17 protein-coding genes are annotated in these 14,728 nt (G+C 72.5%); 7 read left to right on the forward strand and 10 right to left on the reverse strand.

Translation table 11 applies throughout. The annotated features are described in order from the left end of the window. Window positions 1-22: 22 nt before the first annotated feature. Window positions 23-616, forward strand: a complete 594-nt coding sequence (locus ACIF83_RS44745; protein ID WP_067318117.1) for a TetR/AcrR family transcriptional regulator — start codon at window positions 23-25, stop codon at window positions 614-616. Between the two features lie 62 nt (window positions 617-678). On the opposite strand, the gene ACIF83_RS44750 is transcribed toward ACIF83_RS44745, so the two are convergent. The 3 genes from ACIF83_RS44750 to ACIF83_RS44760 form a co-directional block, all read right to left on the reverse strand. Beyond that, window positions 679-1,893, reverse strand: a complete 1,215-nt coding sequence (locus ACIF83_RS44750) for an acyl-CoA dehydrogenase (protein ID WP_398140785.1) — start codon at window positions 1,891-1,893, stop codon at window positions 679-681. A 6-nt stretch (window positions 1,894-1,899) separates the two neighbouring features. Beyond that, window positions 1,900-2,922, reverse strand: coding sequence for a phosphotransferase family protein (locus ACIF83_RS44755; protein ID WP_393476286.1), 1,023 nt, complete (start codon window positions 2,920-2,922; stop codon window positions 1,900-1,902). Between the two features lie 170 nt (window positions 2,923-3,092). Next, window positions 3,093-3,392: a hypothetical protein gene (locus ACIF83_RS44760; protein ID WP_386574640.1), complete on the reverse strand. Its 300-nt coding sequence runs from the start codon at window positions 3,390-3,392 to the stop codon at window positions 3,093-3,095. 114 nt (window positions 3,393-3,506) lie between these two features. Between ACIF83_RS44760 and ACIF83_RS44765 the strand changes: the two genes are divergently transcribed. Beyond that, complete coding sequence (locus ACIF83_RS44765; protein WP_393476283.1) at window positions 3,507-4,457, forward strand: NADP-dependent oxidoreductase; 951 nt, start codon at window positions 3,507-3,509, stop codon at window positions 4,455-4,457. A 22-nt stretch (window positions 4,458-4,479) separates the two neighbouring features. Here the strand turns inward: ACIF83_RS44765 and ACIF83_RS44770 are convergent, their stop codons facing one another. The 4 genes from ACIF83_RS44770 to ACIF83_RS44785 are packed head-to-tail and all read right to left on the reverse strand — an operon-like array spanning window position 4,480 to window position 6,662. Beyond that, window positions 4,480-4,803 (reverse strand): DUF202 domain-containing protein, encoded by a 324-nt coding sequence (locus tag ACIF83_RS44770; protein WP_393476280.1) that lies wholly within the window; start codon window positions 4,801-4,803, stop codon window positions 4,480-4,482. Further along, complete coding sequence (locus ACIF83_RS44775) at window positions 4,791-5,183, reverse strand: YidH family protein (RefSeq protein ID WP_393476278.1); 393 nt, start codon at window positions 5,181-5,183, stop codon at window positions 4,791-4,793. The genes ACIF83_RS44770 and ACIF83_RS44775 overlap by 13 nt, the downstream gene beginning before the upstream one ends. Before the next feature lie 21 nt (window positions 5,184-5,204). Further along, window positions 5,205-5,720, reverse strand: a complete 516-nt coding sequence (locus ACIF83_RS44780) for an NUDIX hydrolase (protein WP_399736288.1) — start codon at window positions 5,718-5,720, stop codon at window positions 5,205-5,207. 33 nt (window positions 5,721-5,753) lie between these two features. Beyond that, a complete protein-coding gene (locus ACIF83_RS44785) occupies window positions 5,754-6,662 on the reverse strand; it encodes a DMT family transporter (RefSeq protein WP_393476273.1) in 909 nt (302 codons plus the stop codon). Between the two features lie 366 nt (window positions 6,663-7,028). Here ACIF83_RS44785 and ACIF83_RS44790 point away from each other — a divergent pair, with 366 nt between their 5' ends. From ACIF83_RS44790 to polX, 4 genes are all read left to right on the forward strand, one after another. Further along, window positions 7,029-8,075: a hypothetical protein gene (locus tag ACIF83_RS44790; RefSeq protein WP_399736291.1), complete on the forward strand. Its 1,047-nt coding sequence runs from the start codon at window positions 7,029-7,031 to the stop codon at window positions 8,073-8,075. A gap of 78 nt (window positions 8,076-8,153) precedes the next feature. Next, the gene (locus ACIF83_RS44795) at window positions 8,154-8,882 is read left to right on the forward strand and encodes a molybdopterin-dependent oxidoreductase (protein ID WP_393476267.1); all 729 of its coding nucleotides are present in this window, start codon (window positions 8,154-8,156) and stop codon (window positions 8,880-8,882) included. Beyond that, window positions 8,866-9,492: a cytochrome b/b6 domain-containing protein gene (locus tag ACIF83_RS44800; protein ID WP_393476264.1), complete on the forward strand. Its 627-nt coding sequence runs from the start codon at window positions 8,866-8,868 to the stop codon at window positions 9,490-9,492. Before ACIF83_RS44795 ends, ACIF83_RS44800 begins: the two co-directional genes overlap by 17 nt. 35 nt (window positions 9,493-9,527) lie before the next feature. Continuing rightward, window positions 9,528-11,255, forward strand: coding sequence for a DNA polymerase/3'-5' exonuclease PolX (gene polX, locus ACIF83_RS44805; protein ID WP_393476262.1), 1,728 nt, complete (start codon window positions 9,528-9,530; stop codon window positions 11,253-11,255). An 85-nt stretch (window positions 11,256-11,340) separates the two neighbouring features. Here the strand turns inward: polX and ACIF83_RS44810 are convergent, their stop codons facing one another. From ACIF83_RS44810 to ACIF83_RS44820, 3 genes are read right to left on the reverse strand one after another with little or no spacing between them, the layout of a single operon-like run. After that, window positions 11,341-12,456: a CapA family protein gene (locus ACIF83_RS44810; protein WP_399736295.1), complete on the reverse strand. Its 1,116-nt coding sequence runs from the start codon at window positions 12,454-12,456 to the stop codon at window positions 11,341-11,343. Between the two features lie 9 nt (window positions 12,457-12,465). Then, the gene (locus ACIF83_RS44815) at window positions 12,466-13,770 is read right to left on the reverse strand and encodes a phosphoribosyltransferase family protein (protein WP_399736298.1); all 1,305 of its coding nucleotides are present in this window, start codon (window positions 13,768-13,770) and stop codon (window positions 12,466-12,468) included. Between the two features lie 11 nt (window positions 13,771-13,781). Beyond that, window positions 13,782-14,093 carry a dsRBD fold-containing protein gene (locus ACIF83_RS44820; protein WP_398140777.1) on the reverse strand — a complete coding sequence of 104 codons (312 nt, stop codon included), beginning with the start codon at window positions 14,091-14,093 and terminating at the stop codon, window positions 13,782-13,784. A 106-nt stretch (window positions 14,094-14,199) separates the two neighbouring features. Here ACIF83_RS44820 and ACIF83_RS44825 point away from each other — a divergent pair, with 106 nt between their 5' ends. Further along, complete coding sequence (locus tag ACIF83_RS44825; protein WP_398140776.1) at window positions 14,200-14,583, forward strand: YchJ family protein; 384 nt, start codon at window positions 14,200-14,202, stop codon at window positions 14,581-14,583. The last annotated feature ends 145 nt before the right edge of the window (window positions 14,584-14,728 follow it).

The following is a 14,728-nucleotide window of genomic DNA, read 5'->3' on the forward strand; positions in this document are numbered from 1 at the left end:
GACGGAAAGGCAGGTGGCGGCAGTGCCCAGGACGACGGACGGAGACGGGACGCCCGTTCCGCAGCGGCTGCTGAACGCCGCCACCCGCCTCTTCGCCGAGCAGGGCTACGACCGCACCTCGGTGCAGGAGATCGTGGAGGCGGCCGGCGTCACCAAGGGGGCGCTGTACCACTACTTCGGCTCCAAGGACGACCTTCTGCACGAGGTGTACGCGCGGGTGCTGCGCGTCCAGCAGGAGCGGCTGGACCACTTCGCCACCATGGACGCACCGGTGGAGAAGCGGCTCAGGGGCGCGGCCGCGGACGTCGTCGTCACGACGATCGAGAACCTCGACGACGCGATGATCTTCTTCCGCTCCATGCACCATCTGAGCCCGGAGAAGAACAAGCAGGTGCGCGCCGAGCGTCGGCGCTACCACGAGCGCTTCCGCGCGCTCATCGAGGAGGGCCAGCGCGAGGGCGTCTTCTCCACGGCGACCCCCGCCGACCTGGTCGTGGACTACCACTTCGGCTCGGTCCACCACCTGTCGACCTGGTACCGCCCCGACGGCCCCCTCACCCCCCAGCAGGTCGCCGACCACCTGGCCGACCTGCTGCTGCGGGCGCTGCGTCCGTAGCCCTGCAGACAGACCTGTAAGGGGCGGTCGCCCGTAGGCGGCCGCCCCTTACACGCGCTTCCCTAGAGGTACTTCTTCAGTTCCCGTCGCGCCAGCGACCGCTGGTGCACCTCGTCCGGGCCGTCGGCCAGCATCAGGGTGCGGGCACTCGCGTACAGCTCGGCCAGCGGGAAGTCCTGGCTCACACCGCCCGCGCCGTGCAGCTGGATGGCCCGGTCCAGGATGCCGACCACCGCGCGCGGGGTGGCGATCTTGATGGCCTGGATCTCCGTGTGGGCGCCCTTGTTGCCGACGGTGTCCATCAGCCAGGCCGTCTTCAGCACCAGCAGCCGCAGCTGCTCGACGGTGACCCGGGCGTCGGCGATCCAGTTCTGGACGACGCCCTGCTGGGCCAGCGCCTTGCCGAAGGCGGTGCGCGAGACCGCCCGCCTGCACATCAGCTCGATGGCGCGCTCGGCCATGCCGATCAGCCGCATGCAGTGGTGGATCCGGCCGGGGCCGAGCCGGGCCTGGGCGATGGCGAAGCCGCCGCCCTCCTCGCCGATGAGGTTCGACACCGGCACGCGTGCCTGGTCGAAGATCACCTCGGCGTGGCCGCCGTGGGAGTGGTCCTCGTAACCGAAGACCTGCATCGCGCGCTTGACGGTCACGCCCGGGGTGTCGCGCGGGACCAGGATCATCGACTGCTGGCGCCGGATGTCCGCCCCGTCCGGGTCCGTCTTGCCCATGACGATGAAGATCTTGCAGTCCGGGTTCATCGCGCCGGAGATGTACCACTTGCGGCCGGTGATGACATAGTCGTCGCCGTCCCGCTCGATGAGTGTGGTGATGTTCGTGGCGTCGGAGGAGGCCACGTCCGGCTCGGTCATGGCGAACGCCGAGCGGATCTCACCGGCGAGCAGCGGCTCCAGCCACTGCTTCTTCTGCTGCTCGTTGCCGAACTGCGCCAGCACCTCCATGTTCCCGGTGTCGGGCGCGGCGCAGTTCGTCGCCGTGGGCGCGAGGTGCGGGGAGCGGCCGGTGATCTCGGCGAGCGGCGCGTACTGGAGGTTCGTCAGCCCGGCGCCGTACTCGGCGTCCGGCAGGAAGAGGTTCCACAGGCCCTGCCGGCGTGCCTCCGCCTTCAGCTCCTCGACCACGGCCGGCGTGTCCCAGGGCGAGGCCAGTGCGGCCCGCTGTTCCTCCGCCACCGCCTCCGCGGGATGGACGTACTCGTCCATGAAGGCGAGCAGCTTGCCGCGCAGCTCCTGCGTACGCGCGTCGAACGCGAAGTCCATGTCCGGTCAGCCTTCCTGAAGAGTGGTCAGTCCGTGGTCGATGAAGACGGGCACGAGTTCGCCGATGCGGTCGAAGCCGCGCCCGACCGTCTGGCCGAGCGTGTACCGGTAGTGGATGCCCTCCAGGATCACGGCGAGCTTGAACCAGGCGAACGCCGTGTACCAGGAGACGGCGGAGACGTCGCGCCCCGAGCGCGCCGCGTACCGCTCGATCAGCTCCTGCGGGGACGGGTGCCCCGGGGCCTCCGCGGTCGTGGACACCGGCGAGTGGGGCATCCCGAGCGGCTGGCTGTACATCACCAGCAGGCCCAGGTCGGTCAGCGGGTCGCCGAGCGTCGACATCTCCCAGTCGAGGATCGCCTTGATCTTGTCGTCGGCGCCGATCAGGACGTTGTCCAGCCGGTAGTCGCCGTGCACGACGGCGGGCGCCGGGGAGGTGGGCAGGGCGCGTCCGAGAGCCGCGTGCAGTTCGTCGATGCCGGCCAGTTCGCGGTTGCGGGAGGCGTCCAGCTGCTTGCCCCAGCGGCGCAGCTGCCGGTCCAGGAAGCCCTCGGGCCTGCCGAAGTCGCCCAGGCCCACCTCGGCGGGGTCCACCGCGTGCAGTTCGACCAGCGTGTCCACCAGGGACAGCACCGCGTTCCGGGTGCGCTCCTCGCCCAGCGGGGCGAGCTGGTCCGCGGTGCGGTACGGGGTGCCCTCGACGAACTCCATGACGTAGAACGGCGCCCCGAGCACCTCGTCGTCCTCGCACAGCAGCACCGGTCGGGGGACCGGCACGTCCGTCGGGTGCAGCGCGCTGATCACCCGGTGCTCGCGCTTCATGTCGTGCGCGGTGGCCAGCACATGGCCGAGCGGCGGGCGCCGGACGACCCACTTCGAGGTGCCGTCGGAGAGCGCGTAGGTGAGGTTCGACCGTCCGCCCTCGATCAGCCGGCCGGTCAGCGGGCCGTTCACCAGACCGGGCCGCTCACGGTCGAGCAGGCCGCGCAGCCGGTCGAGATCGAGTCCGGGCGGGTGGTCGGCGCTCATACATCACTCCTACGAACGGGTGAACTGGACCCGACTTATGATGCCGACCGGTCGGTATGCCGTCCAGTGCATACACCGAACGTGGCGAGAAACGTGACCGGAGCCACGATAGGCCGACGGCTCCCCGGGCGCTGCCCGGGGAGCCGTCGGTCCTTCTGCTGTCGTACGGGTCAGTGGTCGTCCCAGTGGTCCCCGTGCTCGGCGTGCCGGTGTCCGTCGTGCAGGTAGTCGACGTGGTCGCCGTGCTGCACCTGGGCGTGCCCGCACTCCTCGTGGTGCACGTGCTCGTGGCCCTCGTGGGCGGTGTGGCCGGCCGGTTCGCACTCGTCCCAGTGGCCGCCGTGCTCGCGGTGCAGATGGCCGTCGTGTGCGTAGTCGAGGTGGTCGAGGTGCTGGACGGCGGTGTGCCCGCAGCCCGGGCCGTGGCTGTGGGTGCCGTGCTCGGTGTGTTCCTGGTGGAGGGTGGTCATGTGTTCACCTTCGAGGGGTACGGAACGGTGACGAGCGACAGGCTACGCGCGCGAACGGTGCATATCTGGGCATACAGGTTGCGTGGCGTACAAGTACCCCGGAGGGTCGAGGGCATGAAGGGCATCAGCTACAGCCGCTACGGCGGACCCGAGGTGCTGGAGTACGGGGAGGTCCGCGACCCGAAGGTCGGCCCCGACCAGGTGCTGGTCAAGGTGCGCGCGGCGGCGGTCAACCCGGTCGACTGGAAGTGCCGCGAGGGCTACCTCGACCCCGTCCTGGACGCCGTCTTCCCGGTCGTCCCGGGCTGGGACGTGAGCGGCGTGGTGGTGCAGCCCGGAGTCGCCGTCACGGAGTTCTCCGTCGGCGACGAGGTGATCGGCTACGTCCGCGAGGACTTCCTGTCCCGGGGCACCTTCGCCGAGTACGTCGCCGCACCCGTGCGCACACTGGCCCGCAAGCCGCGCAACCTGTCCTTCGAGGAGGCCGCGGGGCTGCCGCTGGCCGGGCTCACCGCCTACCAGGTCCTGGTGAAGGCACTGGAGATCAAGCGCGGTGAGACCGTGCTGGTGCACGCGGCGGCCGGCGGGGTCGGCTCGCTGGCCGTCCAGATCGGCGCCCACCTGGGCGCCCGGATGATCGGCACGGCGAGCGAGCGCAACCACGACTTCGTACGGGGCCTCGGCGGCGAGCCGGTCGCCTACGGCGAGGGCCTGGCCGAACGGGTGCGAGGACTGGCTCCCGAGGGCGTGGACGCGGTCTTCGACACCGTCGGCGGCGACACGCTGAAGACCTCCGCCAACCTGCTCGCCCCCGAGGGCCGGCTCGCGTCCATCGCCGATGCCGAGGTGCTGAGCTACGGCGGCCGCTACTGCTTCGTCCGTCCCGACGCCGTGGACCTGGCCCGCCTTGCCGAGCTGGCGGAACAGGGAGCCGTGTCCGTGCACGTCCAGGAGGCCCTGCCGCTGGAGCGGGCGGCGGACGCGCACCGGCTGAGCCAGGAGGGGCGCACCCGAGGCAAGATCGTGGTCACGGTGGACTGGGAGACCGAGGAAGGCACCGCCTAGACCCGGCAGGGGAAGGCGTCGTCTAGAACACGAGTACGGCCGCGCACACGGCCATCGCCACCGTGCACAGCACCGCTGCCGTCGCGTGCCGGGGTGCCAGCGCGGCCGGTCGCGGGCTGGTCGCGAGCGCGTGGATCCGGTGGTGGGCCACCCACAGGAAGCCCAGCCAGAGCGCGCAGCACAGGGCGCACAGGACGACGCCGGCGACCGTGGCCCCGCCGTGCAGCGCGGTCTTCACGGCGAGTACGGCGGCCACGGTGCTCGACAGCGTCGTGCGCCGCCAGGCCAGCCGGGTGCGCTCCGGCTGCAGCCCGGGATCCCGGGCCTCGGTGCTCACCCCTCCCATCCGACCAGCACCACCACGACCATCGCGACCGCCACCACCGCGACCACCAGGCTCAGCACCGCCGGGAAGCGGGACGCCGGCAGATCCTCGCCCCGCCGCATCGCCCGCTCGCAGCGCACCCAGTGGTTCACCGCACGCAGCGAGCACAGCACGCCTGCGCCGAGCAGCGCGAGCGCCAGGCCGACCCGCCACGCCCAGCGCAGGTCCGGCAGGAACTGGTCCACCGCGAAACCGCCGCCGATCAGCGCGAGCGCGGTGCGCAGCCAGGCCAGGAACGTGCGCTCGTTGGCCAGCGAGAACCGGTAGTCGGGGGTGCTGCCCTCCTCGCGTACCCGTTCCGGGGCGAACCAGAGCCGGACGTTCCGCACGAATTCGATCACGCGTAGGACCCTACCGGGGCCTCAACGGGCGGCACGGAACGCCCTCAGGCGCTCGTACGCCGCCAGTCCGTCCGGCACCCACTCCCACTCGCCGAGCCGCCGCTCGACCTCGTCCTCGGGCAGGAAGTCGTGCCACTGGACCTCCTCCGCCTGGGGCTGTACCGGAAGGTCGCACCGCACCTCGTACACCGCTGACCACCAGCTGTTCCCGGCCCCGTCGTCGTACAGGAACTTGAAGAGGAAGGCCGGCCGGGGCAGGCCGGTCGCGCCCAGTTCCTCCTCCGCCTCCCGCAGCGCCGCCTCGTCGTAGGACTCGCCGGCTCCCACGACCCCGCCGACGAACATGTCGTAGAGGGCGGGGAACACCAGCTTGGTCGCGGTGCGGCGGTGGACGAAGAGCCGCCCGGCCGCGTCCCGGGCCTGGATGAAGACGCACCGGTGGCGCAGGCCCCGGGCGTACGCCTCGCCGCGCGCCACCTGGGCGACGACCCGGTCGTGCTCGTCGACGATGTCGAGGATCTCGTCAGCAGGGTTCATGCCCGTATCCAAGCAGGGCCCCGCGCGGCCGGCTCAGCGTGCCTGGAGGTCCCTCGGGCGCTCCGCCTCCGTGCCGCACGGCATCGCCGGGTGCAGCCCGAGCAGCACGATGCCCGTGACGATCGCCGCCAGCCCCGCGGCCTCCCAGGCCAGCGCCCCGGTGTCGGTGTGCAGCCGGTCGCCGAGGAAGCCCACGCCGCACAGGATGCCGGCGAGCGGCTGGGCCGCGGTGAGCGCGGGCAGCGACATGCGCAGCGGAGCCGTCTCGAAGGCGCTCTGCACCAGGACGAGACCCGTGACGCCCAGCGCCAGCACGCCGTACGGCTGCCAGCTGGTGAACAGCTCCGCGAATCCGCCCTCGGAGAAGCGGGTGCCGCTCACCCGGGTCAGCGCGTCCTGGACGCCGTACAGCAGCCCGGCGGCGGTGGCCAGCAGCACCGGGCCCCAGCTCAGCCGGGACCGCTTGGCGTACGTCGTGAGCACCATGGCCGCGCCGAGCATCGCGCCGATGATCAGCCAGTGCCGCACCGGGTCGGCGACCGCGCTGCCGCCGCGCGGCTCGCCCGCCATGATGAACGCGGTCACACCGCCCGCGAGCAGCGCGAGACCGGTCCAGCCCTGGCGGCCCAGCGGCTGTCTGGTCTGGTGGCGGGAGAGGGCGAGCGCGAACAGCAGGTTCGTGGCGAGCAGCGGCTCGACCAGGGAGATCTCGCCCTTACCGAGCGCGACGGCGCCCAGCCCCATGCCGGCCACCATCAGAGCGATACCGCCGAGCCAGCGCGGCACCCGCATCAGGTCGAGCAGCAGCCGGAACGACAGGAAGTCGCCGAGCGGTGCCTTCTGGGCGGCGTTCTGCTGGAGCACGAATCCGAAGCCGACACAGCTGGCCGCGCTCACGGCGAGAAGGAGAACCAGAACGGACACGCTGCGTACCTCGATCATCCGGCCGGACCACGGACGCGTAGTGGCCGACTGTAGCGCTCCCGGGGCCGCATTGCCCCGGACAGTGCCCGGAACCGGGCAGTTGACTCGGTCACGACGCCCCGCCGGCGGCGGGGCCGCCCGCGGGGGGCGGGACCGTCCGGCCATGCTCCGCCGAACGGACCTCCGACGCCATGGCGTACGCCACAGCAATCCGCTCACACTCCGCGCGCCCGCCACCGCAACCAGGGCGGGCGGGTCTCAAGTGCCCCTCCTCACATGTTGGTTGAACGCAACAACACCCAGGTTCCGCTTGACGCAAACCTTGGCTGGGGGTTTGCTGTGCGTGATCGGTCGATGGCAGCCCGAGAATCAGGAAGTTCCGCGGTGCCCCCACTCCCGCCTCTGCTCGGCGCTCGCCGGGCCTCCACGGACCAGTCCGGCGACACCGCCCCGGACGACTCCGGCGCGTTAGCAGGCGCCCCCGCCTCGGAAGACGCCGCGGCAGGCGCCTTCGACGACGCGCTCGGCGACGCCGAACTCCTCGCCGCCCGGGCCGCGTTGGCCCAGGGCCGCTGGCAGGTCGCCCGGTCGTTGCTGCTGCACACCGGCGACGACTGGGACCGGCGGGGGCACCGGGCCACCGTGCTCGCCGCGGAGCCGTACGCCGCCGCCTGGTCCCACGAGTGGCTGCTCGCCGAGCCCGGCTGCGCCGACGCCGCCACCCTGTACGCCCTCGCCCTGGTCCAGCGCACCCTGCGCGGCAAGGAAGACGCCGACCGGGCCCGCGAGGCCTGCCGCACCGCCGCCGCGCTCGCCCCCGCCGACCCCACCCCCTGGCTCGGCCTGCTCCTGCTGGCCCGCACCCGGGGCCCGGAGCACGAGGTGCTGCGCACGTTCGCGGAACTGCGCGAGCGACATCCCGAGCACCACCACGGACACCACCTGCTGGTCGCCCGGCTCGCCGAGCGGCCCCAGGGCGGCCGGGCCGAGTCCCACGAGGTGTACGACCTCGCCGAGCTGGCCGCCGCCGAGGCCCCCGCCGACTCCCCGCTGGCCGTCCTGCCGGTGGTCGCGTATGCCGAGCGCTACCGGGTCCTGGCCGCCACCGGGCCGGCCCCCGGCGACCCGGTCGGCTCCGGGCACTGGTCGGGCCCCCGGGCCCGCCGGATCCTGCGCGCGGCCTTCGACTGGTGGCTGGAGTGGGAGCACGACGACCACCCCCGCCGTCACACCGACCTCAACCACCTGGCGTTCGCCATGTCCTGTGCCGGCCGCCCGGCCGAGGCGGCGGCCCTCTTCCAGCGCATCGGCCGGCACGCCACCCGGGCCCCCTGGTCCTACCCGCACCGCGATGCCTGGCAGGCCTTCCGCACCGCCCGCTCCCGCGCACTCGGCAGGCCGTCGCCCGAGGCGCCGTTTCCCGAGTCGTAGGTGAGAAGTGATTACGGAAGTCTGACCTGTGACCCCACTCCCTGGCCCGGGCAGGGCCGGAAGTGCTCGAATGACTACGTGAACTCTGAACCGGCCGAGGAACCGGAGGGCAGGCCGATCGGCCGCCGTGTGTTCCTCGGCACCCTCGGCCTGGGCGCCCTCGGCGTCGCCGCCGCGCCGGTGCTGCAACGCGGCCTGGAGGGCTTCCTCGGCACCGTCTCCGGCAAGGACCCCACGGGTCTGACCGGCCTGCTGCCCAACGGCGGCGGCTTCCGCTACTACTCGGTCGCGGCCTCCGTCCCGCACAAGGGCCCCGCCGACTACCGGCTCACCGTCGACGGCCTGGTCGACCACCCGCACACCTACACCCTCGCCGAGCTGCGCGCCCTGCCGCAGACCCGGCTGGTCAAGGACGTGCAGTGCGTCACCGGCTGGCGGGTCCCGGGCACCCCGTTCGAGGGCGTACGCCTCTCCCACCTGCTGGACGCCGCGGGCGTCCGCTCCTCCGGCAAGGCCATCCGCTTCACCTGCTTCGACGGCACCTACAGCGAGAGCCTCACCCTCGACCAGGCCCGCCGCCCGGACGTCCTGGTCGCCCTGCGCATGCAGGACAAGGACATCGGCCACGACCACGGCGGCCCGGTCCGGCTCTATGTCGCCCCCATGTACTTCTACAAGTCGGCCAAGTGGCTCTCCGGCATCACCGTGACCGACGAGGTCCGCCCCGGTTACTGGGAGAACCTCGGCTACGACGTCGACGCCTGGGTCGGCCGCTCGAACGGACGGACCGATGAGCCTACGAGCTGAGACCCCGGCCCCGACGAGCGCCCGCGTCCACCGCTTCGGCCGGGCCGAACGGTGGGTGCACCGCACCACGGCCGCCCTGATGGGCGTGTGCGTGGTGACCGCGGCCTGCCTCTACATCCCGCAGCTGGCCGTGCTCGTCGGGCGCCGCGCACTGGTCGTGCGCATCCACGAGTGCGCCGGGCTGGCCCTGCCCGTCCCGGTCCTCCTCGGCCTGGCCTCCCGGGCCTTCCGCGCCGACCTGCGCTTCCTCAACCGCTTCGGCCCCCACGACCGCGTGTGGCTGCGCGCCGTTCTCGTGCGCGACAAGCGCCACTCCTCGCGTCCGGCGGGCAAGTTCAACGCGGGTCAGAAAATCTACGCCGCCTGGATCGCCGGGGCCACCCTGGTCATGCTCGGCACCGGCCTGATGATGTGGTTCACCCACCTCACCCCGCTGATGTGGCGCACCTCGGCGACCTTCGTCCACGACTGGCTGGCACTGACCATCGGCGTGGTCCTGGCCGGCCACATCGGCATGGCACTGGGGGACCCGGAGGCGCGCCGGGGACTGCGGACCGGGTCCGTGAGCAGGGAGTGGGCGAAGCGGGAACACCCCCTGTGGCGTCCGTGACGACGACTCGGACCGTGCCTTCCTAGACTTGAGGGGTGGCCCGGCCCAATGAAGAGGTCGAGGCGCTCCTGCAGGAGTACGCGGACCTCGTCGCGATCACGGGAGGCGACGCCTTCAAGGCGCGCGCCTACGAGAAGGCGGCGCGTGCCATCGGCGGCCATCCCGCCGACATCTCCCAGCTGGACGCGAGCGGCCTGAAGGAGATCCCGAACGTGGGCCGGTCGATCGCCGAGAAGGTGATCGAGTACCTGCGCACCGGGACCATGGCCGCGGTCGAGGAGCGCCGGGCGAAGATCCCGGCCGGGGTGCGGGAGCTGATCACGATCCCCACGCTCGGCCCGAAGAAGGCGCTGCGGCTCTACGAGGACCTGCACATCTCCTCGGTGGACGAACTGGCCGCGGCCATCGAGGCGGACGCGCTGGCCGACCTGAAGGGGTTCGGCGAGAAGACGCAGGAGAACATCCTGCACGGGATCCGGCTCCTGCGGCAGGCGGGCGACCGCATCCCCGTCCACCTGGCCCTCGACACCGCCGAGGAGATCGTCGCCGAACTGTCGGCGGTGACCGGCTGCAGGCGCTGCACCTACGCCGGATCGCTGCGGCGCATGCGGGAGACCATCGGCGACATCGACATCCTCGTCGCGGCGAACCGGTCGGGGCCCTTCATGGACGCCCTCGTCTCGCTGCCGTCGACCGCGGAGGTGATCGCCCACGGCGAGAAGAAGACGTCGGTCCGCACCCGCAAGGGCGTCCAGGTGGACCTGCGGGTGCTGCCGCCCGCCTCGTGGGGCGCCGGGCTGCAGTACTTCACCGGCTCCAAGGGGCACAACATCCGCACCCGCACCATCGCCGTCCACCAGGGGCTCAAGCTCTCCGAGTACGGCCTGTTCGACGCCGAGAGCGGGGAGTCGCTCGCCTCCCGCACGGAGGAGGAGGTGTACGACCGGCTCGGCCTGCCCTGGATCCCGCCGACGCTGCGGGAGGACCGCGGGGAGATCGAGGCGGCGCTGCACGGCGAGCTGCCCGAGGTGCTGACCGAGCGGGACATCCGTGGCGACCTGCACACCCACACGGACCTCACCGACGGCCTCGCACCGCTGGAGACGATGCTGGAGGCAGCCGCCGCACGCGGCTACGCCTACTACGCGGTCACCGACCACGCGCCCAACCTGTACATGCAGCGCATGACCGACGAGAAGATCCTCACCCAGCGGGAGCAACTGCGGGAACTGGACGGCACGTTGGGCAGGATGCGACTCCTGCACGGCACGGAGCTGAACATCGGCCCCGACGGCGACGTGGACTGGCCGGACGAGTTCCTGGCCGGCTTCGACCTGTGCGTGGCCTCCCTGCACTCCCACTTCGACCTGAACCGCGAGGCGATGACCCGGCGGCTCCTGCGGGCCTGCGAGAACCCGTACGTGAACGTCATCGGGCACCCGACCACCCGGCTCATCGGCAAGCGGCCGGGCGTCGACGCCGACTGGGACGAGGTGTTCGCCGCCTGCGCCCGCAACGGCACCGCGCTGGAGGTCAACGCCCAGCCGGACCGGCTGGACCTGCGCGACGAGGACATCCTGCGGGCCCGGCAGCACGGGGTGAAGTTCGCGGTGAACACCGACGCCCACTCCGTCCTCCACCTCGACCACCTGCGCTTCGGCGTCGGCACCGCACAGCGCGGCTGGCTCACCAAGGAGGACGTCATCAACACCTGGCCCCTGACCCGCCTGCGCCGGTTCCTGCGCAAGGGCGGGCGGGCCTGAACCCGCGGCCCACCGGGCCCGCCTGACTGTGACTCACCGGGCGGGCCCGCCCCCGTGACTGCCCGGCCGGGCCTGAACTCCGCTCTCACCGCAGGGGCCGCACCGTGAGCGTGCCGTCGTCCCCCTGCTCGACCCGGGTGCCGAAGTCACGGCTGCACCGGTCGAGGGCGGCGCGCAGCCACGCGGTGTCCTCGGCCGACGCGTGCTCCAGGCGCATCCGGCGGGCCTGGAGCGGCACCATCCGCAGGCCGGTGAGCCGGCCCGTGCCCGGTTCGAGCGAGGCCAGGTACAGCAGCCGCAGGTCGTCCCGGTAACGCTCGAAGCCGCCGATGCCCTCGTAGTCGTCGACCAGGTCGCCGCAGCCGTACAGAACGAGCCTGTCGCGGTACACCTCCACCGGACGCGGGTGGTGCGAGGAGTGGCCGTGGACCACGTCCACCCCGGCGTCGACGAGCGCGTGGGCGAAGCGCACCTCGGCGCGCGAGACGCCGTATCCCCAGTTGGAGCCCCAGTGGACGGAGACGACCACGATGTCGTCCGGGCGGCCGGCCTGTCGCAGCCGGTCGGCGAAGGCGGCCGCGGTGCCCTCGGTCGGCGCGGCGACCAGGGCCACCCCGGACCGCTCGGCCCCGGCGGCCCAGCCGTGCGGGATGCCGCTGGACGGCATCCCGAAGGAGAAGACCAGCACACGTCCGCCCGCCCGCAGCGGTACGGCCGCCGGACGCCAGGCCGCGTCCGCGTCCCGGCCGGCACCCGCGATGCGCAGCCCGGCCGCCGCCAGGGAGTCCAGCGTCTCCTCGAGGCCCCGCATCCCGAAGTCGAGCACGTGGTTGTTGGCGAGCGCACAGACGTCGGGGCGCGCCGCGGCGAGAGTGGGCAGGTTGGCCGGGTTCATCCGGTAGTGGACTCCCTTGCCCGGCGCGAAGCGGCCGTCCCGGGTGACCGCCGTCTCCAGATTGATCACCCGCACGTCGGGCGCGGCACGATCCAGCACCGACAGCGCCTCGCCCCAGGGCCAGACGGGGGCCACCGGCCGCGGTACCGGACCGTTCGCCGCCTCCGCCAGGGCCACGTAGTCGCGGGCGTCGTGCACGTAGGCCTCCCGCAGGGCGGGGTCACCGGGGTGCGGGAGGATCTGGTCGACGCCGCGGCCGAGCATGACGTCACCCGCGAGGAACAGGGTGACGCGTCCCTCGGGCATGATCCCCACCTACACGTGCGCGGGTGCCATGTGGTCGGTGAACCAGTCGCGGGCCAGCTCGGTCACCCGCTCCAGCGTGCCGGGCTCCTCGAACAGATGCGTGGCGCCGGGAACGACCTCCAGCCGGTTCTCGCACCGCAGTTGCGCCTGTGCCTCCTGGTTGAGCCCGAGCACCTGCAGGTCGGCGCCGCCCACGATGAGCAGCGTGGGCGCCGTCACCTCGGGCAGCCGAGGTCCGGCGAGGTCGGGCCGGCCACCACGGGAGACGACCGCGGCGGGGCGTGCCGACGGTTCGGCGGCGGCCCACAGGGCGGCGGCCGCTCCGGTGCTGGCGCCGAAGTACCCGACGGCGAGCCCTTCGACATCGGGTTCCTCGCGCAGCCAGCCGGTGGCGCCGGCCAGCCGCTCGGCCAGCAGCCCGATGTCGAACACGTTGGCCCGGTCGCGCTCCTCGGCCTCGGTGAGCAGGTCGAAGAGAAGGGTGCCGAGGCCGGCCCGGTTCAGGCCCTCGGCCACGAACCGGTTGCGCGGGCTGTGCCGGCTGCTGCCGCTGCCGTGGGCGAAGGCGACGACCCCGGTCGCGCCCTCGGGCAGGGTGAGCCGCCCGCGCAGCCGTACGGCACCGGCCGCCACCTCCACCTCGCGGTCCTCGGCGCCGGTGCCGGCGAAGCGGTCGTGGCGCCTGGCCGCCTGCCGCAGACAGGCCGTGACCTCGTCGTCGTCGGTCTGGGCGAAGTCGACGTAGAACTGGCCGATCGCGAGGAAGTCGTCCGGGGTGTCGAGGCTGACCAGTTCGTCGGCGTCCCCGCCGAGCCGCCGGGCGAAGTCCCGTGGTGCCACGGGGACCGCCAGCACGATCCGCGCCGCGCCCCGGGCCCGGGCGATCCGGCAGGCCGCCCGCGCGGTCGAGCCGGTGGCCACGCCGTCGTCGACGACCACGGCGGTCCGGCCCGCGACGTCGACGGGAGTGCGGTCGCCCCGGTAGCGGGCGGCCCGCTGCGCGAGCACCTCGCGCTCGTGTCTCTCGACCCGGTCCAGCGCCGCCTCGCCGACGCCGGTGAGGCGCAGCACCTCCTCGTTGATCACCCGTACGTCGCCCTCGCCGATCGCGCCCATGCCCAGCTCCGGCTGGTCGGGCACGCCCAGCTTGCGCACCAGACAGACGTCCAGGGGCGCGTCGAGCGCCTCGGCGACCGCCGCGCCGACCGGCACCCCGCCGCGCGGCAGTCCCAGCACCACGACGTCCTGACCCCTCAAGTACTCGAGGCGGGCGCCCAGGAGCCGCCCCGCCTCGGTTCGGTCGGTGAAGAGCACGGCAGGGCTCCTCATCCCTGGGTCGGCCAGAGGGGCGCGGGAGTGTCGATCTCGATCGCACCCATCTCCTTCATGTCGCCCGCGGCCGCGCGCAGCAGCAGACGGCCCATGGCGATCAGCGCACGTCCGGCCGCGAGTTCGTCACCGATCTCGGGTACCGCCGTGTCATAGGGGCTCCTGCGGGCCTCCGCGTGGCTCTCCAGGACGTTGTCCCCGGTGTCCAGGATGATCCGGGCCGTGGTGTCCGGGTCGTGTTCGGACAGGTACAGGTTCAGCCGCCATTCCTTGACGGACGGAGGACGGTTGCTCACGGGTCGAGTCATCGTCCGTCTCTCCTCACTGCGCTGCGAGGCAACGGGACGCACCGGCGCGTCCCCTCTTCCACTGTGCACCGCACCGGCGGCAGGCGCCTCCCCGGTCACGGGCAGAATGTGGACCATGACCACGCGCACCTGCCCCTGCGGCCGCCCCGAGTCCTACGACGCCTGCTGTGGCCGCTTCCACTCCGGGCTCGCCGCCGCGCCGACCGCCGAGGCGCTGATGAGGTCGCGGTACAGCGCGTTCGTGAAGGGGGACACCGGGTATCTGCTGCGGACCTGGCATCCCCGGACCCGGCCGGAGCGCCTGGACCTGGACCCGGGCATGACGTGGACGGGGCTGGAGATCCTCGGCAGCACCGAGGGGTCCGCCTTCCACGCCACCGGCACCGTGACGTTCCGCGCCTCCTACCGCGGCGGCTCGCTGCACGAGCGCAGCCGGTTCGAGCGGGTGGACGGGGCGTGGGTGTACGTCGACGGGGACTTCCTCGACTAGGACGTCGTGCCACTGGGACGTCGTGCCGGGCCGGCTGTCGGTCACGCCGACTAGGTGTATTGACCTGAAGCGTTGTTCACGCGGCTGATCGGTGGGTGGCCGCCGAGTGCGGTGTGGCAGCGGTGGTGGTTGTAGGTGTGCAGGA

The sequence above is a fragment of the Streptomyces sp. NPDC085866 genome, assembly GCF_044541035.1.
GTDB lineage: Bacteria > Actinomycetota > Actinomycetes > Streptomycetales > Streptomycetaceae > Streptomyces.